Below are 22,334 nucleotides of genomic sequence, written 5' to 3' on the forward strand. Positions count from 1 at the left end.
TTTTCTTCGGGTACAAAAAGGTCAAGAGTTTAATTCTTGACCTTTTTATTATGATAAAAATTAATTTAGTCCAATCTTAAATCGTCAAAGTAAAAAACACGCTCTTCGGTCGTGAGGTCTCCATCACTTCCATTAGGATTATCAGGTTTTATTACAAGTTGATTGTAAGTTGTAGGCGACGCTGGTAAATTCTCAAATGTAAATTCTAACTCTACCCATTCATTGGCACCACCAGATACCTGCCTAAACTGAGGCGCTGGATTACCAGTTACTGGAGTTGTTTGAGGTACTAAAGCAAGCTCAAAGCGGTAAGTAACGTCAGGTACACTTGAATATACCTTTATTTTAAATGTATTGGTTGTTATATCAATTACCCCTGCTGGAAATGGATTCTGAATACCTCCCCATCGGTTAATGTTGGCTTGTTTTACAACTTGCAAGACATTGTCTGATGTATTTATACCGGATGGATTTGGATTTGCAACCAAACTTGGTATAACACCATCAGGTCCTATACTTGAGAACGACTCTATAAAAGACTCACAACCCTCAAAATCAACTGGAAAAGTTGTAGCAGCAACAACGTCACCAGAACAACCTCCTCCGCCACCGCCGCCAGAGCCTTGAACAAATAAAGATACATTATCAATATTAACTTCTCCGGCTTCAGCTGCTAAGTCAAATAAAACTCGAGCGTCTGGTGCATTGATATCTTCACCAGAATTTGGATCTGTGGCTACTAAAGTCAATTGATAAGTGGTTGGTGTACTAGAAATATTAACAGCCTGAGTGTTGCTCGCAAAGGTCCCTCCACTAAGACCAATTCCGGCAACTATACTTCTAGACCCTGTTGTAGCGTCTGTCCATGCGTCAAAAGTCAGTTCATAAGTTTCAGCTCCAGTAAGTGGTAGCTTTTGGCTTACATTAATTGTAAAAGCATTACCATTAGGGTCAGGGAATTCAATGGGAATTGAGTAATAAGTATTACCGCTTACCGTAACAATAGGTGCAGGCTCTAAATCATTGATGCCCTGTATCCAAGCAACAGTATTGCCATTCATATCCAAAGTCTGAAAATCGCCGTTAGTTAACAATCCATCATCAAAAGGTGGCGGTGGTGTTGCACCCTGTACCTGCTCAAAATCATCTACATAGAATACACCTGAAGCAGTCCCTGGGCCATCAACAAAAAGTACCATATCATTGTAACTACCTGAGGAGTTGAAGGTGAAAGTTAATTCCTCCCAACCGGTACCACCATGCATTTGTATATCTTCAGTATCTGCAGCTGTGCCATCTTCAAACTTTAATAGAATAGGTAAGGCCTGATTAGAAAATAACTTTAGCCTTACACCTTGTAAAGTTGAAAAATCTACAGGAACATCGAAATTGAAGAAAGCATTTTCAAATTCCAAACCAGCGTTAGTTATTTGACCTACCATTGTAGCATCAGGATTTATACCGGATTGCTCTGGATTTTCAATGATTGTAAATGATACATTACCTACAATTTTGTTGGCATAATCTATACTATCACAATCAAAATCAATAGGAAGTTCCAAATTGACCAATTGGCAGGGAACATCTGCTGTATTAATTTGCTCAATATCATCTAAATAAAATGTTCCAGATGTAGTCCCTGGACCATCCACAAATAGTGTAAGCCTGCTATAACTTGCTGCTGAATCAAAAGAGAAGTAGATTTCTTCCCATCCTGTTCCACTATGGCTTGCCACAGTCTCTATAGCTGGTAGTGTTCCTTCCTCAAGTTTAAGAAGTATATCTATTGGTGCAGTTGCCCAAAATTTCATTTTTATGGACTTGTCTGTTGTTAGATCTAATGGCATTCCTAAATCAAAAAAGAAGCCTTCGAAGGCAGCGCCGATATTTGTTAGGGCACCAACGTTGGACACATCAGGGTTGGCCCCAGAAGGATCCGGATTTTCAACTATGGCAAATGATGCACCGTTAAAGGTACCGACATTGTAGTCTACTAAAGGATTATCAAAAGTTATCGGAACTTCAACTTCTTCAGGAATCTGGATCGTGATTGTATCATCAAAAGTATCTGTATCGCCGTCTGAATTTTTGGCTGTTAATGTAATGGTATACGTTCCTGTTACATATGTTTTTTCGGGATTAATTATAGTTGATGAGGTGCCGTCCCCAAAATCCCACGTAAAAGAGCTTGCATTACTAGAAACATTAATAAAAGAAACGGTTCCTGTATCCTGATTAATTGTATGCGTAAATTTTGCTTCGAGCACAGGTTTTACCATGTCATCATCCTCGCATCCCCAATAGGTTAAAACGAAAAGGAGAAGTGTCATAATTCTCAGTCCTTGAATTGGTTTTTTCATTTTTAATAATTTTTATCGTTAGAGCCCTATTTAAAATTCCTGGCTTTATCCATTTTTAGGCATCCTTTTTTTTTAATACTTCTTTTTTATTGTTCATATACCCGAACATAATCTACTAACATCGTCTGTGGAAAGATGGTTTCTTCGTTAGGTTGCCCTGGCAAGTTACCTCCAACCGCAAGATTCAAAATAATGTAGAAGGGTCTATTATTGAAGACCCATTCGCCTTCTCCGTCTGTTTCATCATCTACATCTTCTGGTGTTAGTTGGTTATAGAGTTTATCGTCTATATAAAAATTAATGTAGTTAGGTCCCCATTCAATGCCATAAACATGAAAATCCGTATCTACCCTATCTTGTTCTAAAGTAAATGTCTTAGAAATAGAATTTCCTCCTGAATAACCAGGTCCATGAATAGTACCAAATATTTCGGTTGGACTGTCTCCTGTATTCTCCATAATATCTATTTCCCCGATATTAGGCCATACTTCTGTTCCATTATTATCGTCCCCCAATAACCAGAATGCTGGCCACATGCCTTTACCATAAGGCAACCTGATGCGTGCCTCAAAACGGCCATATAATTGTTGAACCTTACCTTTAGTCTGAATCCGTGCTGAGGTGTATTGTGCGTCATTAAAATCTTCTTGGCGCGCTGTTATTAGTAAAAAACCATTTTCTACCTTAACATTTTCCTCTCTGTCCGTGTATACCTGTAATTCATTATTTCCCCATCCTGGGATACCCTGATCGGAACCATCGCCAATTTCAATGTTCCAAAAGTTAGAATCTGGCGCACCCTCGACATCAAAATTGTCCTCTGCGACCAATTTTTTAAATGTAGCGACGGTCTGTGTTTCGTCCGTGTTACAACTAAAAACCAGAACCCCTAAAAACAATAGTAATACTATCGAATATGATTTTTTAATAAACTTCAAGATTTTCATATTTTTTTTTATTTCCATAGTTAACTTATTTTGAATTTTATTCCGCGTAGAAATAGATGTTGTCTAAAATTACACTTGAAATTGTCGGAACATTAGAAGCATTACTGGTATTAAACAATAACAATCCTATTCTTGACAAATCAGTAAGACCAGCGAAGCTAGACAATGGAATATCAAAACTTGCCCAACCATCCTGTACTAAATCAGATCCATTAATTAAAAATGAGCCAACAGATTCCGTAGCGCCGTAATTGGTTAACTGTACTAAAAATCTATCTTCTGCCTGCAAGGCTTCTGGGACAAGAATATCAATGTGTAAGTGCGTCAAATTTGTGGCGTCTACCGGTGTAACCGCTTCAGCAGGGAATATAACATCGTTAAATACAATACCCACAAAATTAAGATCCGTGTAACTAATTATGGTTTCTGTTCCTGCATTTACTACTCCACCAAGAGTTGTTTGGAATGGCTCAAAAAATGAGTTGTATCGAGACACAGGGATGTCATTGTAAGCGTCACTAAACAAAGAAACTACATTTTCTGCTGGTCTCGTTGGTACAGGTGCAAAGCTAAACACACTTGCAACATTTAGGTTTAATGATCCTTGCGCCATAACGCCATTTAAAGAAGCCGTTATTAACGTTTCTCCTAAACCAACAACCTCAATTAAACCATCTTCACTAACTGTTGCAACTTGTGGGTTTGAAGATGAGAATTCAAAGTAGTTTGGTCTAAGCTCTGTAGATAGGTTTTGACCATCAGCTAAATTTGTTGTGAAGGTCTGCCAATCCAATTGAGTAGGAATACCTACAAAACCTTCTTGAGTAAGATCTTGACCTCCAAATATTTGAGCACCCGTAAGACGCGTTGTTCCTAATTTTTCAAATTTAACTTCGTCAATCCATATCGTAAACCCCTGGTTGTTATTACTGGTTGAGTTCGTCGAAATAAGAAACATACCCTTCTCTTGAGTAAGCTTTGAGGGATCTGGTATTGGTACTATGACCTTTCTCCAGTTTGTGAATACCGGAACTTTTTGTCTGACGACAAAATTACCTTCTTCAAAATCTGCTCCAAAGCCAACTCTTTCTATATCTGCTGTTACAGTTGCCTTCGCCCAAAATGTCAATGCATCATAGCCTGTTAAATCCCTGCCTTCGCCTCTATCTTTAAATATTCCTCCTATAAAACTTCCATTAGGATCACTAGGTGTTGGAACATCAAAACGAATTGAAGTTGTACCTTGATAAGCGACGTCGTCATCTGTGTTAAAGGCTTGAGGGTTAGCCCCATCAGCTGGATCAAACGATATGAAGAAATCGTCTGTAAGACCGACAGGTGTATCCGTGAAAATTTCAGCTGTATTTGGGAAGGTTGCTGGTACGGCTTCGTCTGTTAAATCTCTTTCACAACCTAAATTGAAGATTAATATTAATCCTAATATGATTGCAGATCTACCTGTTTTGTAATTTATACTTTTCATCATGTGCATTTTTTTATCTTCCAATGTTAACGTGAATATAAGTTCGTATTTCCCACTCCGAACCATCAGGGAATCCCACAGGGCTCAATATTGGTTCTGGCGGGAAGGTATTTGGAGGGACATCCAATGGAGCGAAGCGATTAGAAAACTGATCTAAAGAGCGCCAGGTTCCTCTTAATCCAATAGTTGTATTTGGAAGAATAAACCAATCTGGTTTTCCAAAAGAGGTTGAAACATCCAACATTAATTGCATTGGGAACGTTAAGTTGAAATCCCTGTGATAATCAAAAGGTCCCCAGTCATTAACCTTAACATGGGTTTCTAGCTTCATTTTTTTATAAATAGCCCTAATGTCCGCACCGAAGCGTGTTATGGTTCTATCGCTATCGCCACGCCCTTGGCCATTACCATAATAGAAATTACCTATAATACCTAGATCAGGAGATAATTTTGATACCATTCTAGAATGCACCTCCCAAAGGTCTTGGGCAGGTACAGAAGTAGGAAAGGCAAAAAATTCACGGGTTGCCAAGAAACCAATATGTGCATCCATCGTAGTTGGCAGATGTCTGTATACAAAGCCTAAATTCATTGCAAACTTGGCATCCTCTGATCTGTCATTATCCCACTGGTACATCCAGGTTCCTGGTGTAGGGTCATACGTAAATAGGATTTCAGCTGCTGTGGTCTCTCTGTTCCAATCTCTAACAGCAAAGGGGTCATCAATTACATTTCTGAGACGACCTGGCGCATCACCGTTATTTGGCATTGGATCAACAATAGGTTGTTGCCACATGAAATTAGGTGCGATCTGAAAATTATCAAACGAATATGTAAATCCTGTTAAGAAATTTGTCATATTTCCACTACCTGAATCTTTCAATTTCCAACCTGTAAAAGTCTGTGTGGCATCAAAACCACCATTTGCCACCAAGCCCATTATGGAACCTTGCCCGTACCAATTAAATTTACCACCTTCATAGGTAAGCTTAAATTTACCTCCCCAATTGTCCTTAGCCTCAACCTTATCAACAAATACTTCGCCGTCTTTAACGTCCTGGAACGAACTTCCGTTCAATGGACTACCTGCCCAAATACCACCAAGCGTTAGATCGAACTTGCCAAATTCACGATTTACTGCGAATGAAGCACGTTCTGTAGGCCAAGCAGGTATAATACCAGATACCAACTGGTTTGCATCAAGTACTCGTCGCCCTGATTGATCGAATTGTAAATCAGTTTCAAAATCTCTGTGGTAAATTGCAGCTACATCGTAATGCCCAAACTTTTTTTGATATTTAAACAACATAGTTGGATTTGCTCCCCACCATAATTGTGGGCCAATCGCGGCTTTTAAACCATCAAGATCACCTTTACCATCAATCTCTGCACCTAGAATTTCACCTCCGTAAATATCGAGGTTTGGTCCGTAGTTAGCCTCTGGATAAAATCCGAAAAAGTCTCCTTCGTATTGCCAATGGTAATGCCCTGTACGATAGAATCCTCTTACATCAAAATCTTTTGCATTCCATTCAAACTCGGCTTGGTAAAGATTTACCCTATCGCCTCGATTAACAACTGCGTCGGTATCTTCATCAACTACTACGCGTCTCGTAATGGTCTCATAAAAAATTTCATCTATCGGATTCTGAGCTACATTACCGACAACGTTCATAACAACTTCGGCTCTGACATTAGCTGCTGCGTTAGCCTCAACACCAACAAAAAAGGACTGCATGTGGTCAAAACCAAGTTGATTTGGTACCGCATCCGGTTGCGTTGCGTCCGGATTTTCTGGTGTTGAAATTAATGTACCACCAGTATTAAAGGATGTGAATTTTGCTTGAAGTTGACTTATTCTTAATTTATCGCCACCAGCTTCACCTCCCAATGCCGCTTTATCTCCTCTTGCCCTCAGCACAGCGTCCATTATATTAATACTCTTAAAATAATTATCAATAAATTCGGTTGACATACCTTCATCATACGGGTTAAGCTGATGTGCTTCTTTTAAAGCGTAATACGATGCTCTAGGATAAAGATCATAAAGTCCTCTCTCATTTGTTGGACCCTTAGCACAAATCCCAAACCACTCCTCATTCATATTGTTTTGACCAGGCGCTAAATCCCAATCATATCCACCATTTGTCCATGACGCATTATTATCGTGTCTGTCTGCATTTTCTCTATCATCAAATCCATATTTCCACCAACCATCACTAAATTGAAACGTAAAGCCACCAATTGAGTTTCCAGCTTTGCCTAATCCATAAGCATTCTGATAAATCTCTTTCCAGTTGCCCAAATTATAGTACGCTTGCATTTTTTGATCTTCTTTGTTTTCCTTTGCATTGTAGGCATCAGATCCAAATTCGGTAAACATCAATGCCATATTAAGCTTTTCTTTGACCACGTCGAACATATCTGTGAAAGAAACACCACGGTACGTATTAGTACCGTATATATCGATATCTGGACACTCCTCTGCAATAATATCAATAAATAAAACGTCTCCATTACATAGTGCAACTGGTCGGGAAGGATCTATTGCCTTCATCGCAACTGCGGCATCATTCATTAACTTATACATAGGACGTCCTCGCTGTTCACCAATATATTGCTTTTGTTGATCGTCATCCGGAAAGTCCTCGGTTTCTGCACCTTGCCAGAAAAGACCGTAATTGTTCTCGTTTCCTAATAAATACAATAGCAATCCTGGTGTATCCTTATATTCTTCAACGAGCGTTGTTACCTCTGACATCAAAAGCGACGAAGTCTTGGGATCATCATAAATTGTAACGGGTGTCCACACACCATCTATGGTAAGACCATATCTACCAAACGAATGATTTAACATGGTATATATACCATAATTTTCGTAGATATATTGAATCCATCTTGCAGGAACACCAGTATACTGTCTTATAACATTAATGCCCATATTTTTGAGCAAAGACATTTCCGTATCTAGGCCGGCCTTAATGACATCATCTGATTTTTCCCAAAATCTTGCATCAACAGTATTAGTGCCTATGGGAATATAATCCCAATTCATACCATTAATCATAAAGTCCTTCCCATCTACTACCAATTTCATCCCGTTTGGATCTTTTACAACCGACACCTTTTGTGATTGGGCCGAAATTAATTGGGCAGCAAATAGAAAAACGAAAAGTCTAAAAAGATGTTTTCTCATAATTATCTCATTTTTGGAGGTTTTTGTATTGCTGTCTTATAAATTTGTAGAGACAGCATTAGATTGGTTAAAACTTCTGCAACTTAACATTAACTGTTATCAAATCATTAACTAGATGCTATACAAAAAATATACATAGCAACTTTTACTTACCTATTTTATCAATATCACAAAATTTAACTGATAAAATAAGGACTTGTGAATTTAATCATTTCTTAACAATTTTTGACAAAAACTTTTATTTTAACAACAATGTATAGCTAATGTATGGTTATAAAACCTATTTGTATAGGAGCTACAACTCGATGATATAATTTGATAGGCTTTGATTGTGGTCAAGTCCCATTTTTTTGCGCAAACGATATCGTTTAACCTCAACACTTTTATGCGAAATATTTAAAAGAGGTGCAATCTCCTTTGATGACAAATTAAGTCTCAAATAAGTACATAATCTTAAATCATTTGGTGTAATTGATGGGTGAAGCGATTTAATCTTTTTTATGAAATCCTTATCTACATTATTAAAGGCTTCTTCAAATAGCTTCCAGTCGCCTGTGCTTTTTAAACTGGCATTAATATGTCTTATAACCACCTTAACATCTTCCAAAGATTTAGATTTAGAAAGTTGGTCTTTGATATTATTTAGCAATTCATTGCGCTTCACAAGATTCATTGTGGCAATTCCCAATTCCCTATTCTTATTATCTATATCTAGTTGTAAATTCTTGTTTTTAAACTGAATTAGTTGGCGTTGATTTTCTAACTGCTCTAACTCTAACTCTCTGGCCTTGTTTTCGAGTAATTTGTCTCTTTGTTTTTTATAGTAACGCCTGTTTAAATAATGTATAGCATATAATATTAATATGCCAGCTAAACTATATGTAAGAATAGCAATTGTAGACAAATACCATGGTTTAGTTATATTAAACTCAAACGAAGCAACATTTTTTGAAATTAAATCATCTGTTTTTGCCCTTGCCTCAAAGGTATAATTACCATGAGGTAAATTCTCAAACAGAATTTCTGATCTATCAGTCCAACTGCTCCAATTATCAAAGTTACCTAGAAGTCTGTATTGATATGTTGTAGAAGACAAAGCATTATAATTTGGAACACTGTACTTCAGTCTTAGACTATTTTCTTTTGTCTTCAATTGGGCGGGCTTCCCTACCGTCAGTGGTTTGAACTCGCCTTGCGCTGAGCTGTAGGCTACACTATTTAAAGTTATCTCTTTTGGTTGCTCTTTAAATTTATTAAGGTCCATTATTAGATACCCTTCGGTTGTTCCAATAAGATACTTCTGATCCTTTAAATACAATATATTATCATAACCTGATTTACCCTTCCGAATTTTACTTGGTATTGGGATAGTTGTCACCAATGGCTCATCGGTTAACTTTCCGGGCTCCACATATACGATTTCATGCTTTGGAAATCCCCAAAGGCGATTATCCCCCTGATCATAAATTAGCTTGCCAGAAGCATATTTATCTTCACTGAAATAACTTGACAACAAAGAATCTATTTCAAATAACGACGTTTGATTATTAAAGGTAAAGACACCCTCCTGATTACAGTACAGAATGGAATTGTTATAACTAACTATACTTGATTTTGATCCTGTCTTATCTGAAACCTGCTTTATTTCTATGGCGCTTCTAAAATCTGTGTCAACAATAATTTTATAAACACCTTTATATTCATGACCTATTAAAATCTCATTTTTAGATATAAACTCTGCGTAGCGACTGGAAATATTAAATCCTTCTATTTTATTTCTTTTCCTCCATTGACCATTAACGTTATGAAGAACAAAAAGCCCTTTATAATTACCCGTTAATAGCAAGTCTGGTCTATCTTCGATAGATTTAATATTCCACGTGCCAAGTTCGTCAGAAATAAGCCTTGCGCGATTATTCTCTATTTGAAATGTTCCTTTATCATGGCCACAGAATAATTTACCGTTAACAACTTTTAATGTCCAAACCTGACCGTTTGTACCTTCTACAAATGAAAAACCCTCATCTGAATCTAAAGATTTGTTAAATAACCCTTGATTTGTACCTAAATATAATACCTCATTAAATTTCTCTGTTACATATACTGTTCCTAAAACGCCCAGTTTATCTTTATACACCATGTAAGGCGATTGATAATTAATAACATTAATCCCGTTATCCAGTCCCAACCAAATATTCCCAAAACTGTCTTCTTCTAATGATAGAATGGTATTATTACTCAATCCTGTAGATTGGTTTATACTTTGAAGCAGATTTCCTTTTGAGTCAATAATTAAAATTCCATTAGAGATCGTTCCTAAAACGAAACTACCATCTTGTAAACGCAAACCACTGTAAATACTTTCATTTAAAATTAACGGATCAGCAGATGTAATCCAATTAGATAACTTGCCATTTGAAAACAGATAAAAACCATTTTCTTTTGAAAGGAGCAAAACTTCATTGTTATAGTTAAAGACATTAATTACTTCTATGTCTTTTAACTCTTTGGAGTTGATTAGTAAAGATTCTTGTCCATTTTCAAATTTGAATAAGCCAATTCCACTTTTTTGAAAATAAACTACGCCATCTACCTCAAAAATTTTATTGATTCGATCGTTGGAATTAATAGTTCTAAATGTTTTTTCAAGTTCATTGTATATGTAAATACTTTCGAATGACTGGAATAGTATAAACTCCTCAATATTGATAATTCCCCAAATTTCTTCATCCTCTTTGATAAGTATATCCTCATTTTCAGCAACCAAAGATGTATAGAATAATTTTCCAAAGCCATTACGACGCCAATAACCAAATTCCATATAGCCTCCTGTGTACACAACATCATTAACACTTTTGACTGATCTTAAAATGACATTGTTTGGTGATTTATATACATTCCAGTTAGCACCTGTGTATTCTAGCAATCCAACATTGTTGGCCACATATAAAAATCCATTATCGTTCTGAGTTATAGACCAATTCTGGTCCTCGGCATTGTAATCTTGGGGTGTAAAAACTTTTATTGGTGGGATTTCTTGTGCCGATAAACCTAAAAAATATAAAAGAAAAAAAAGTGAAGACAGTTGTTTAAAATGGTTTGCCATGTTATTAGTTGAAATTAACCACAACAAATAAAATCTATTGTTGTAAAGTTACTAATATAGAAAAATTAAAGGTTATAACACTTTTTGTAGTGTTACAAAAACAGTTTGATAAACCGAAAACAATCTAAGGTAATATCAATAATTCATCGCTTGGTAATCTAAAATTGGGTATAATGGATATCACCTAACTTATGACCAATATCATACTATAAATGAAATTGGTTAGATATTTTTACTGATTAAGGAAATATGCAAGATATGCGAACAATCCAAAAATATCTTGGTGAAATAGTCTATGGTGGTATTGATGGTGCTGTCACCACTTTTGCTGTAGTATCTGGTGCAGTAGGAGCAGGCTTGAGTAACTCGGTAATAATTATTCTTGGTTTTGCCAATTTATTAGCAGATGGGTTTGCGATGTCTATTGGTGCGTATTTATCTGCTAAATCTGTTAATGACAGTAAAAACAGATCCCAAATAACAAACATAGTAGCATATACTAAAAAAAGGAAAACACTTTTGGATCACACAAAAGTAATTCTTAAACATCACGGCGTAGCTAATAAGGACTTGGACCTTTCTGCTGATAAGATCTTAGAAGAAACCCATGATTGGCACAACGATTTGAGAAAAGAAAATGATCCTCTTGCTTATAATAATAGATCACCTTTTAAAATTGGATTATCGACCTATTTTGCTTTTATATGTGTTGGTCTAATCCCACTTTTGATCTACGTTTGGGATATCATTTGGTCATTTCCTGGCCACTTATTTCTTTGGACAAGCATACTTACCTCTTTAGCTTTTGCGCTAATCGGGTTTTTAAAAACGCATGTTACAGGCACAAGCAAACTAAAGGGTGTAATAGAAACCCTCGCACTGGGTACAATAGCAGCTGTAGTTGCATACTATGTTGGTGATATTTTAGAGGCAATAGTTAATAAAAACTAATTGAAGCTATTTAAAGTTTATGTTAGTAAACGTTTTTGTTTGCCCTCCTTCATTACCAGCTTAATTAAACTGAATAGACTCTTTTTTATAGTTTGATATCGCTTTTTAAACTCACCTATTAGCTCAATTAAATTTCTGTGCTTACTCCTATAAGCAGCCTCTTCATCAAGCTGATCGATACCATCAACCATAATTGACAATCCTTTCTCATGAGCAATTACTGCTTTAAGTAGAACTTGGGTATTCTTAACTTCAATTGAAAGTTTGTCTATTATTTTTTTACTTTCTTCAAAATGATTGTTGTCAATTAAATTTAGGGTATAAGATTTAATTAAGTCTTCCAAAAAAAGTTGTTCCTCTTTGAAAAACTGTAATTCTGATAGCCATAACTTGGAAGCATCGTGCATATCCTCTGCACTTAACCACTCGGTGTGTTTTGCTTTGGTATGTATTGTTTTCATGATAGTGTGGTATTAAAAAAGCAGAGTACAAAACACCTAAAATGTACTCTGCTTAAAACGTGAATTTTTAAATAACCTCTATTACTTTTTTAGGTGTTTCTTCTGTAATCTCTTTTTTAAGAAGATTGAGCTTTAAAATACCATCTTTGTATGTAGCTTTAATGTCCGCCATATTATCTACAGTTTCTGGTAATCTTAAAGATCTTTTAAATGCATTGTAGCTAAACTCTCTGCGCATGTAATCATCCTTCTCTTCTTCTTTTTTCATTTCCTTTTTAGCAGATACGTTAAGCATATGATCTTCTAATGTAACTTCAAAATCTGATTTCTTAAATCCAGGCGCAGCAAATTCTACTTCGAATTCACCTTCTAATTCTTTAACATTCATAGCTGGCATTAAAGAATCATCTTCAAAAAAGTTATCGTTAAAAAAGAAATCGTCAGAGCTAAAAAAATCTTTTAGATTTGTATTATTCCATGGGAATAATCGGTTTCGGTTGTTAAACTTAATTAATGACATAGCTTTTATTTTATGGTTAAACTTGATTTCAACTAAAATTAGAAATCTACCCTCGTTCCTAAAATGATTTAGATCAGTTTAGAACTAAATAATGAGCTGTTCTACATCTGTTAATTTTGGAGTCTTAACTGCCCATTTAAAAACGGTTTGGAGCTTAACCCTAAATGCATTTAGAGCATTTGGTTCACCATGAATTAAATACACCTGTTCTGGGATATTTTTTATTTGGCCTAACCAATCCAAGAGTTCGCCTTGATCCGCATGTGCAGAGAGACTTTCAATGTGTTCTATCTGTGCTTTTACTGGGTAGTACTTTCCGAAAAACTTAATTTCATGAGCACCTTCTAATAATTGTCTTCCCCTTGTTCCTTCGGCTTGGTATCCAACTAATAAAACGCTTGTAGTTGGATCATCTATTAGCTGTTGTAAATATGTGAGTACACGGCCTCCCGTAACCATTCCACTGCCTGCTATGACAACTTTACAACGTCTGTCGTCAATGGTGTCCCATGTTTCCTTATACGAGCTCACAATATTTACATGGTTGCACATTGCATGATAGTCCGATAGTGGTAACTTATGCCATTTGGGATAATTTTTAAATACATGTAGGACATTGTTGCCCATTGGACTATCAATAAAAACTGGAATGTCTGGAATACGGCGTTGTTTATACAATTTCCAGAAAATATACATTAAAGTCTGAAGTCTTTCGACTGCAAAACTTGGAATAATAAGATTTCCTCCAACATTTATGGATCGATTAACCAAATCTGTTAATATATCTTCAACATTTTGCTTAGGATGCAATTTGTTTCCGTAAGTACTCTCTATAAACAAATAATCTGCCCATTGTGGTTTCTTGGGATCGCTAAGTAAGTAATCATTTTTTCGGCCAACATCTCCAGAGAACACAAAGCGTTTTCCATTGATATCAATTTCTATAAAAGTTGCTCCAATTATATGCCCATTATACTGAAACCTTACCTTTATGTTTTCAGAGATATTTTTCCATTCGTCTAATGGAACCGAATTAAAAAATTTTATGGTTTGTTCTGCCTCTTTTACCGTATAAAATGGTAATGCCGGATTGTGTTTGGTGTATTTTTCTTTATTAGCCCTGCTGGCTTCTTCTTCATGAATTTTACCACTATCCCTCAATATAATTTCTGCAATTGCTAAGGTTGGAGACGTACCAAGAATCCGACCTTTAAATCCTTGTTTAATCAATCTTGGTAAATACCCTACGTGATCCAAGTGACCATGGGTTAGCAAAACAACATCAATTGCATTTACATCTATTGGCAGGTCTTCCCAATTTAATTCCCTTAATTCCTTTAAGCCTTGAAACATGCCACAATCTACCATTATCTGGCATTCTGATGTTTCAATTAAGAACTTTGAGCCCGTAACTGTGCCTGCACCACCCAAAAAATTAACTTTAACTACTGACCTCATTATAATATTTTGAAGTTTTACATAAGGCCTCTATTTCGTCTAGGATTTTAGCTTTCCTTGCGTCTGATATTCCAAGATGGTCTAGGTAAAAAGCATCTCCAATAAGCTGCCTACATAACACGACATTTCGGCTTAATAGAAATTGTTTTTCCCTGTTGGTAAGTAAGGTTGAAACCGTTATTGGATAAAGCCCCAAGGCATCTATTCTATCCCTTAAACTTTCATTATTGGGATAATCCCAACTTAACAAATACAGACCACAACAACGACCGTATTGCACTGCGTCTTCTGAAAACCGAGTATTCGTTACTACCCAACAATTGCTTAATGCAGTTTGGTTGCCATTAACTTTCCAATTGGCTTTAATATCATCAAATCTAGAATTTATGTAAAGCGGAATTTTTACATTACAATTTAAACCTTGATCTCCATGAAATTTACACTCTATAATAATAGTGTCGTTGTTCTTATTAGCAACAACATCAATTTCATGAGATACACATTTCCCTTCTACAACCTCACCTACAGAGGTATCATATCCTGAGTAACGTAATATTTCCTGAATGAACCTTTCAAACGGAAATCCGGTTGGTCCGAGCTCATAAATTGCCTTTTTTAATTTGTATTTTGATGCTAAATAACTCTTCTTTCTTTTTAGTAGTGCAAAAGCTCTGTTGTAAATCTCTTTTGTAGATATACCTTGATAGAGCTCGTCCCTGACCTTATCAATTATACTATCGACTGTTTCTTTGTTGGCACCACTTCGTTTTAAGGAAGATCTCAGTTTACTTAAAGAAAATTTTACCCGTTTACCACTTGATTTAATAACCTCAAAATCCTTATTTTTCATAATGTATTGTACTAATGTTGCCAGGGCAATTTCTTACCCTGGCAACTCCCCAAACTAACCAAATAGCCGCCTTAACCTACCGGCCAATTGTAATTTTTTACTAACGCTTTAAGTTGGTTGTCAGTCATTTTTTCTGCTTTTACAACTTCTTTAATGCGCTTACCTAATATCGGATAATCTTTCTCCAATGCTTTAGAAAATTGTTGACCCATCATTGATGGTCCCAAAACCAGAATGTTGTTCGCATTTTCTATTTTTGGAATGATAGATTTTATGAAACTATTTACCCTGTGTTTTTCTCTTTCAAGAACGCGTCTATCTTTAATAATCTCCTGTGCGCCACCTGGTTTTTCCAACACTGATGGTTGCTCTAATAGTTCTTCCGCAAGTAAAGTAATCATATCTGTTTTTTCTTCAGATATAGTGACTATATGTGCTTTTTCCTTATCTATCCAGATACCTTTATTAATCATAACACTTAATTCTTATAATTTTACTGTATTCAATTTAAAACACTTATTCAAACTCAACAATGACCTTAGTCAATTTGTTCTGGCATTACTAAAAATGGAATCAAAGGTCTAAATCCTATTTTTTTAATAACTGGTTCTCTAATTATTCTCTCAAGACAATTATGCTTGTTATTTACCATTGCTAACATGTCAATTTCCAGATCTTTTACAAACTCTTTAATTTCTACTTCCTTGCTACTGTAGTCTGGCATCCAGTGGAATGTTGAGCTGAAATTGGATAACTTATCCTTCAAATTTGTGTAATTATAATCTTGTTCCTGGCTTAAAGCCTCCTCTTCATTAATATGTAAAATTCTAATCTTTGAATCATGTAGATCCGCCATGTCTACCAATGGTTTTAGTTGTTTGTCACTATATTCAACTTTAAAATCCGTGGGGAAAGCTATTTGACGCGGAATTACAAAATCATACTCATCTGGAACTAATAAAACTGGACAGTGTTTCATTTTCTTGATGACCTTTACAGTATTGCTTCCCATAAAAATCTCCTTTGCTCCTGTAGCTCCTTTGGTACCCATTACAACCAAGTCTATTTCGCTTTGCCTAACCTCGGTATCAATAGCCTCTGTTAATGGGTGTGTACTTAAAACTGTGTGGAATTCGTGATTAGCATTTGCATCTGAAGAAATAATCTGATCTCGTATTTCTAACAGCTCCACCAATGCGTTATCTTTCATCTTTCTCAATAAAGTATTTGAAAGGTTGGACATTGCAGACGCTTTAAATGCTGTAGAGTTTAAAATATAAAAGGTGCAATATTCGTCTTGAAACAACTTAAGAGCATAAACAATAGCGCTCCAAGAATTGTCTGAGAAATCCGTTGGCAATAGTATTTTTTTCATTTTGATTAGTGTTAACTGGTTCGTCTAATATTTTGAAGTGCCAAAAATGGAATATTAGTATGTAATGAAATATCATCTACTTTTGATCTAAACAACATATCTTCCAAATAGGAATGGCTCGTATTTACCATAACAAGCAAATCTATATTATGTGCTTCTATGTAATTTGATATTGCGCCAGAGATATCTTTATCATCTGCATTGACAAAATTGATTTGCAAATCTTCAAATTCACCTTTTAAAAACTCTTTGTTATCTACTTGCCTTCTCGAGAGGTTACTATATTTTGCTATGTAAATCACATCGATAATGGACCTAAAAGGTTTTAGCATGGTATATAACAATTTCAATTCTCTTCTTTTGTAAGGAATCAAAAAGTTGGTGGGAAAAAGCACCTTTTTGGGCTGGGTGTATTCATAAGCTTCCGGGATTACCAATACAGGGCAAGAGACATATTTTAAAACTTGCAGTGTGTTGCTACCAAAAGCATACGCATGATTTGCTCCCTCACCTTTAGTACCCATAACTATTAAATCTATGTTTTTCTCTATAACAACTTTATTTGCTTCATCCAATAGTGAATTATAGGCAGATATTATATTATAGCTAAATCTTTTGTGAGGTGCGATAGTGCTAACCTTTTCCAACAAGGATTCTAAATTTTTTGATGATTTTTTACTTGACATTAATTTAAGTTCATCAAACGATTTACTCTCGGATAATTTATGTGTATTATACACTTCATCTTCGTAGACATGCAAAAAGTAAAACTCACAATTATCGTATTTAAAAAACTCTAATGCAAACACTATGGAGTTCATTGCATTATCGGAAAAATCAGTTGGTAACAGCACTTTTTTCATTACAGGCAAATTTTTGTTAGAACCATAAAACTAAATTCTAATATGCACAACTACAATGATAAATATCATCTAGAACGCTTAAAAAGAAGTGGCAAAAAACAGAAACAGGGAGCAGTCACTCCCTGTTTCGTAGAACATTATAGATTTATGATATTGCTTTCGTAGCAGTTTAAAGATATCTTTTGGTCTTAAGAAAACTGAAAGTACTTAGAACTACACCATAACTCTAAAATGCTCAATACTTATGTTATTAAAAGCCCCCTTTTAACAACGCACAAGATATATAATACCTATGTTTCATAAAATGATATTGCTCAGTTTAACGACAAAAAAAGAAAACCAGAGTTTTAGCAAACTCTGGTTTTCCTCATGATTAATAGCATATTATATTAAGGACACTTACTCACCTTAATATTTGGCTAAACTTAACATATAAATTATCTATTAAAAATGATAATTATCATTTTTAAAAAGGTATCAAGCTATATACCTGATTTAGAAGGAATAAACCAATTAAAAATAATAAGGTATAAATCACCTGCACGAATTTAATATTGGTTACCTGAAGCCAAGTTACTGTCTTAACAGGAAATATAAATAAGCCTAACCCTATGATTAATGCAAACCAACCTATCAAGGTGATTATGATTTTATAATTAGATTCCCAAATATTATGAAAAATAATATTTATCAAACCAACAATAATTGCCAAAAATGAAAAAAGGATTAAGAACTTTTGGTCCTTTAAATCTTCAAAAATCTGCTTTATCCGTTTGGGATTTAGACTAAGAATAAGGAAAAATATGATTAAATACCATCCCCAAAATTTCGCAAAAGTTATTGAAATATCCATAGTTATTAATTATTGGTTTCGTGTAAAACAAGGAATGGAATATTAGTATGGTATGTAATATTTTCTACCCTTGAATGAAATAATATCTGTTGAAAATAGTTAAGATTTTTTGCTACCATAGCTATCATATCTACCTCCCTGCTTTCTGTAAAGCATTGTACGGCATCCTCTAATTTATTGTTAGTTAAAAAGAAAAATTTATGCTTGTAATCACCGAATAAATTTTGAAGAAAATCTCTGCCATTTTCCTGCTCTTGACTGAGTTCTGTACCTAATTTATTAACATGTAGTACTGAAAGCTCAGAGTCCTTTTCTTCAATTAGCTCTACCAGTGGCCGCAATGTTTTAAAGTTATTGTACGTTGAAAAATCCGTCGGGAATGCAATTTCCGTGATACCGTCATAAATGGCGTTTTCTGGGACAACCAAAGTGGTGCATTTTACTTTTACCACAACGTCGCCTGCATTGCTGCCTATTACAATACGCTTTAATCCAGAAGCGCCTTTAGTGCCCATAATGATTAGGTCAATATTCTTTTCTTCAACCTGTCTACGCACAGCATCTATAAAAAACCCGTACTCTACAACGCTATAAAAGCGATGATGATTCCTGTTTGAAATTTTTGATATTTTTTTTAGTAATCTGTGTAATTTAGCTTTTACAGGTTTAACGTAAACCTCTTCAATTACATCCTCTGTGCTTATGTAGGTAGGATCGTTTAGAATAGCTTGGCTCATTGTATTTACGTGTAATAGGTAAAACACGCAGGGCTCTTGTTTTAAAAATTCAAGTGCATACTCAATTGCGTTCCAAGAATTTTCAGAAAAATCAGTTGGTAATAGTACACTCTTCATAATCCTGTATTTTAAAAGAACTAATGTAATTGCTTTTACAAAGCCCTAAAATGACCTGCATCATTAAAAAGCATTTTCTATTCAATTTCTTTAAGTCGTTCTAAATCCAGTACCACAATATTTCTACCTTCAGACTTTATTATTCCTTCATTTTTAAAATTTGTAAGTGTCCTAATAAAGGTCTCTGTTGCCACACCTGCGACACTGGCAAGATCACTACGCGAAATTTTAATTGGATCTTCTGGCTTACGATTTATATGTTCTGCGAATTGCAAAATGGTATTCGCAGTTTTCTTGTTAACTGAGCTGTATGCCATTTGCAAAAGTTGTTCTTTTGTATTGCATAAATCGTCTGTTAGAAGATCTATTAAAGCAATGGCTACTTTATGGTTATCATTTAAAATAGCTGACAATTGAATAATTGAAATTCCCATTAAATGGGTAGTTTTTATTGCTGTGGCTGTTTCTTTGTGCGGTAAATTATGGGTAAAAGATGTATAACCGAATAGATCATCTTCTTTATAAAGCGCAATCGCCAATTCTTTTCCTTGGTCATCTAATTTATGGCATTTTACGGCGCCCTTTGTAATCAAATAGATATAATTTGAATGGTCACCTTCATGGTAGATAATTTCATTTTTATTAAAGCAAAATTCCTCACCATAGTCATCAAAGAAATTCTTTAGATCGTTTAAGGATCTTAATTCCTCATCTTCTTCATCTAAGTAAGTATTGGTACTTCTGCGGTCTTCCAAGATAGACGCTTTTGCCAACCTACTTTTTATTGCACTCAATAATTCATCCTCAGTAAATGGTTTGGTTATGTAGTCATCTGCACCCAAATTCATTCCTTTTCTTATATCTGAATGTTCTGTTTTTGCAGATAAAAATATAAATGGAATATACTTTAGTTTTTTGTTTTTGGATAGTTTTTCCAAAACCTCATATCCATCCATTTTTGGCATCATTATATCGCAGATAATAAGATCTGGAGGATTTGTCAGAGCAAGTTTTATCCCTTCTTTACCATTTGATACTTTAACAACACTATAATCAGCTAGTTCCAATAACTCTGCCGTATTATCTCTTAATACTATATCGTCTTCTATGAGTAATAGCTTAGCTAACATACTTGTTTGGAATTATTATTGTTACTGTTGTTCCTTTTTTTTCTTCGCTTTTCAACGAAATATTTCCTCCTAAGTTCTGGGCATGGGTTTTTGCTATATTTAATCCAATTCCTGTACCTTTAATATTTACTACATTTTGAGCTCTATAATATCTTGTAAATACATTTTCTAAATCATCTTTTGGTATTCCTAGACCTTCATCCTTAACCTCAATTTTTGTGATTCCATTAAGTTGTTCAATCTCTATGTCAATATCTGTATTTTCATCTGAATATTTTATTGCATTAAGTACAACGTTTGATAAAATTAATTCAAGAACTCTTTCGTCTTGATGCATGGTTATACCATCGATGTTATTTGGATAATTAATATGTTGGCCTGTTTTAAGAAGCATATTTGCATTATATACCACTTCGTTTATAACCTTACTTAATTTAAACTCGCTAATTTTATAATCTACCTTGCCAGACTCTAACCGTTCAATAGACAGAAAATCATTTAAAATTGCGTTTAGATACTGTACCTTCTCTTTAATAGTATTTAAATGCTTTTCACGCTTTTTTTGCTCGGTAGATTTCTGGTACTTCTCCAATAACATTACAGAAGTAGATATACCGCTTAATGGTGTTTTAAACTCATGTGATACAAGCGATAAAAACTTGGTTTTGAGCTCATTCAATTCTTTTTCCTTGCTTAATGCAACTTGTAATTGCTTGGTTCGCTCTTCAACTGTTTTCTCAAGCTTCTGCAAGTAATTTTTTTGATCTGTTATGTCAAGAACTATTGCTACTAAAACAGGTTTTTCGTTTAGATAAGACAACTGCAAATGAACATTAACCGGATATACAGAGCCATCTTTTCTTACGTGTATAGTTTCATATTCAACTTTCTCTTTTGCTTTAGTAATTAATGGGTCAAAGTATGCCTTCCGATAACTTTCCTCATCGACTTCATTTTTTAGATCAAAAGGCGTCATTTTTTTAAGTTCGTCCTGGGTATAACCCAAATTATTTAACGCTCCTGTGTTTGCCGAAATAAACAATAAGGTATTAGCATCAAACACATAAATCTCGTTTAAAGATTCGTTAAAAATCGCAGCTAAATGATTGCGTTCTTCCTCAGCCTTTACACGCTCAGTTACATCATTTTGAATGCCAATGAAGTTGGTGATTATGCCTTTTTCATTCGTAATTGGCGTTACGTATAAGTCATTCCAAAAAAGGGTTCCATCTTTTCTATAGTTCCTTAAAGTTACTAAGCAACTTTTTCCTGTCCTTATGGCTTTACGCAATTTGTCTAGTGGCTTCTGTGACCTATCTGTCCCTTGTAAAAACCTACAGTTTATACCTAAGACTTCTTTATTAGAATAACCTGTGAGGTCTGTAAATGCTTTGTTGCAATAAATAATAGGATTGTCTTGTCTCAAAGCATCTGTTATAATAATGCCATTACTCGCAGATTCTAAGGCCTTACTACGTAACATATAATCATACTCTGTTTCTTTTTGTTTAGAAACATCCCTGATTAATGCCATGACATAGGTATTGTCATAAATTTTAAATGGATTGAGCAGTACCTCAATTGGAATTATGTTGCCACTCTTACTAAGCCCATAAACATCTAATGACAACGCCATTCTTTTTTGCCCTACTTCTTCAATGTAATTTCTAAAGTGTTCTTTGTGTGCCTCGTGATAATTGGACGGCATTAAAATATCCAAAGGTTTACCATTAATTTCAGCATTATCATAACCAAAAATGGATTCTGCAGCTCTGTTTACCTCCATTATCTGTTGCTTCTGGTTTACAATCACCACAGCTTCAGAAACCGTTTCTAAAAGTATATTGAATATCTCTTGGTCCTGTCTTATCATTTCTTTTTGTACTATTGGTACATCTAATAAAAGTATGAATTTTGACTATGGAAA

17 protein-coding genes are annotated in these 22,334 nt (G+C 34.9%); 1 reads left to right on the top strand and 16 read right to left on the bottom strand.

Translation table 11 applies throughout. The features are described 5' to 3' along the window. Nucleotides 1-65: 65 nt before the first annotated feature. From LBU54_RS12310 to LBU54_RS12330, 5 genes are all read right to left on the bottom strand, one after another. On the bottom strand, nucleotides 66-2,360 hold the full coding sequence (locus LBU54_RS12310) for a PKD domain-containing protein (protein WP_224530167.1): 2,295 nt from the start codon (nucleotides 2,358-2,360) through the stop codon (nucleotides 66-68). A gap of 86 nt (nucleotides 2,361-2,446) precedes the next feature. Then, complete coding sequence (locus LBU54_RS12315) at nucleotides 2,447-3,325, bottom strand: glycoside hydrolase family 16 protein (protein WP_224530169.1); 879 nt, start codon at nucleotides 3,323-3,325, stop codon at nucleotides 2,447-2,449. Nucleotides 3,326-3,344: 19 nt separating this feature from the next. Continuing rightward, complete coding sequence (locus LBU54_RS12320; protein WP_224530185.1) at nucleotides 3,345-4,793, bottom strand: carbohydrate-binding protein; 1,449 nt, start codon at nucleotides 4,791-4,793, stop codon at nucleotides 3,345-3,347. A 10-nt stretch (nucleotides 4,794-4,803) separates the two neighbouring features. Continuing rightward, complete coding sequence (locus LBU54_RS12325; RefSeq protein WP_224530186.1) at nucleotides 4,804-7,986, bottom strand: glycoside hydrolase family 2 TIM barrel-domain containing protein; 3,183 nt, start codon at nucleotides 7,984-7,986, stop codon at nucleotides 4,804-4,806. Between the two features lie 295 nt (nucleotides 7,987-8,281). Beyond that, on the bottom strand, nucleotides 8,282-11,092 hold the full coding sequence (locus LBU54_RS12330; RefSeq protein ID WP_224530189.1) for a triple tyrosine motif-containing protein: 2,811 nt from the start codon (nucleotides 11,090-11,092) through the stop codon (nucleotides 8,282-8,284). Nucleotides 11,093-11,350: 258 nt separating this feature from the next. Here LBU54_RS12330 and LBU54_RS12335 point away from each other — a divergent pair, with 258 nt between their 5' ends. Next, the gene (locus LBU54_RS12335) at nucleotides 11,351-12,043 is read left to right on the top strand and encodes a VIT1/CCC1 transporter family protein (protein ID WP_224530193.1); all 693 of its coding nucleotides are present in this window, start codon (nucleotides 11,351-11,353) and stop codon (nucleotides 12,041-12,043) included. A gap of 17 nt (nucleotides 12,044-12,060) precedes the next feature. On the opposite strand, the gene LBU54_RS12340 is transcribed toward LBU54_RS12335, so the two are convergent. The 11 genes from LBU54_RS12340 to LBU54_RS12390 all read right to left on the bottom strand — a co-directional run bounded on the left by LBU54_RS12340 (nucleotide 12,061) and on the right by LBU54_RS12390 (nucleotide 22,280). Continuing rightward, entirely contained in the window at nucleotides 12,061-12,504 is a 444-nt protein-coding gene (locus tag LBU54_RS12340) for a hypothetical protein (RefSeq protein WP_224530196.1), read from the bottom strand. A gap of 67 nt (nucleotides 12,505-12,571) precedes the next feature. Continuing rightward, nucleotides 12,572-13,024, bottom strand: a complete 453-nt coding sequence (locus LBU54_RS12345; RefSeq protein WP_224530198.1) for an Hsp20/alpha crystallin family protein — start codon at nucleotides 13,022-13,024, stop codon at nucleotides 12,572-12,574. 84 nt (nucleotides 13,025-13,108) lie between these two features. Then, entirely contained in the window at nucleotides 13,109-14,482 is a 1,374-nt protein-coding gene (locus tag LBU54_RS12350; protein ID WP_224530200.1) for an MBL fold metallo-hydrolase RNA specificity domain-containing protein, read from the bottom strand. Further along, the gene (locus tag LBU54_RS12355) at nucleotides 14,466-15,332 is read right to left on the bottom strand and encodes an ATP cone domain-containing protein (protein WP_224530202.1); all 867 of its coding nucleotides are present in this window, start codon (nucleotides 15,330-15,332) and stop codon (nucleotides 14,466-14,468) included. Before LBU54_RS12355 ends, LBU54_RS12350 begins: the two co-directional genes overlap by 17 nt. Before the next feature lie 71 nt (nucleotides 15,333-15,403). Next, nucleotides 15,404-15,805, bottom strand: a complete 402-nt coding sequence (locus tag LBU54_RS12360) for a hypothetical protein (RefSeq protein WP_224530203.1) — start codon at nucleotides 15,803-15,805, stop codon at nucleotides 15,404-15,406. A gap of 65 nt (nucleotides 15,806-15,870) precedes the next feature. Next, nucleotides 15,871-16,707 (bottom strand): universal stress protein, encoded by an 837-nt coding sequence (locus tag LBU54_RS12365; RefSeq protein WP_224530205.1) that lies wholly within the window; start codon nucleotides 16,705-16,707, stop codon nucleotides 15,871-15,873. Nucleotides 16,708-16,718: 11 nt separating this feature from the next. Further along, nucleotides 16,719-17,570, bottom strand: a complete 852-nt coding sequence (locus tag LBU54_RS12370; protein ID WP_224530207.1) for a universal stress protein — start codon at nucleotides 17,568-17,570, stop codon at nucleotides 16,719-16,721. 466 nt (nucleotides 17,571-18,036) lie between these two features. Further along, nucleotides 18,037-18,423, bottom strand: a complete 387-nt coding sequence (locus tag LBU54_RS12375; RefSeq protein ID WP_224530210.1) for a hypothetical protein — start codon at nucleotides 18,421-18,423, stop codon at nucleotides 18,037-18,039. A gap of 5 nt (nucleotides 18,424-18,428) precedes the next feature. Continuing rightward, the gene (locus tag LBU54_RS12380) at nucleotides 18,429-19,277 is read right to left on the bottom strand and encodes a universal stress protein (protein ID WP_224530213.1); all 849 of its coding nucleotides are present in this window, start codon (nucleotides 19,275-19,277) and stop codon (nucleotides 18,429-18,431) included. A 77-nt stretch (nucleotides 19,278-19,354) separates the two neighbouring features. Then, nucleotides 19,355-20,407 carry a response regulator gene (locus LBU54_RS12385; RefSeq protein ID WP_224530216.1) on the bottom strand — a complete coding sequence of 351 codons (1,053 nt, stop codon included), beginning with the start codon at nucleotides 20,405-20,407 and terminating at the stop codon, nucleotides 19,355-19,357. Next, nucleotides 20,397-22,280 (bottom strand): sensor histidine kinase, encoded by a 1,884-nt coding sequence (locus tag LBU54_RS12390; protein WP_224530219.1) that lies wholly within the window; start codon nucleotides 22,278-22,280, stop codon nucleotides 20,397-20,399. Before LBU54_RS12390 ends, LBU54_RS12385 begins: the two co-directional genes overlap by 11 nt. Nucleotides 22,281-22,334 lie beyond the last annotated feature (54 nt).

The organism is Winogradskyella alexanderae, from assembly GCF_020166335.1.
Classification (GTDB): domain Bacteria; phylum Bacteroidota; class Bacteroidia; order Flavobacteriales; family Flavobacteriaceae; genus Winogradskyella; species Winogradskyella alexanderae.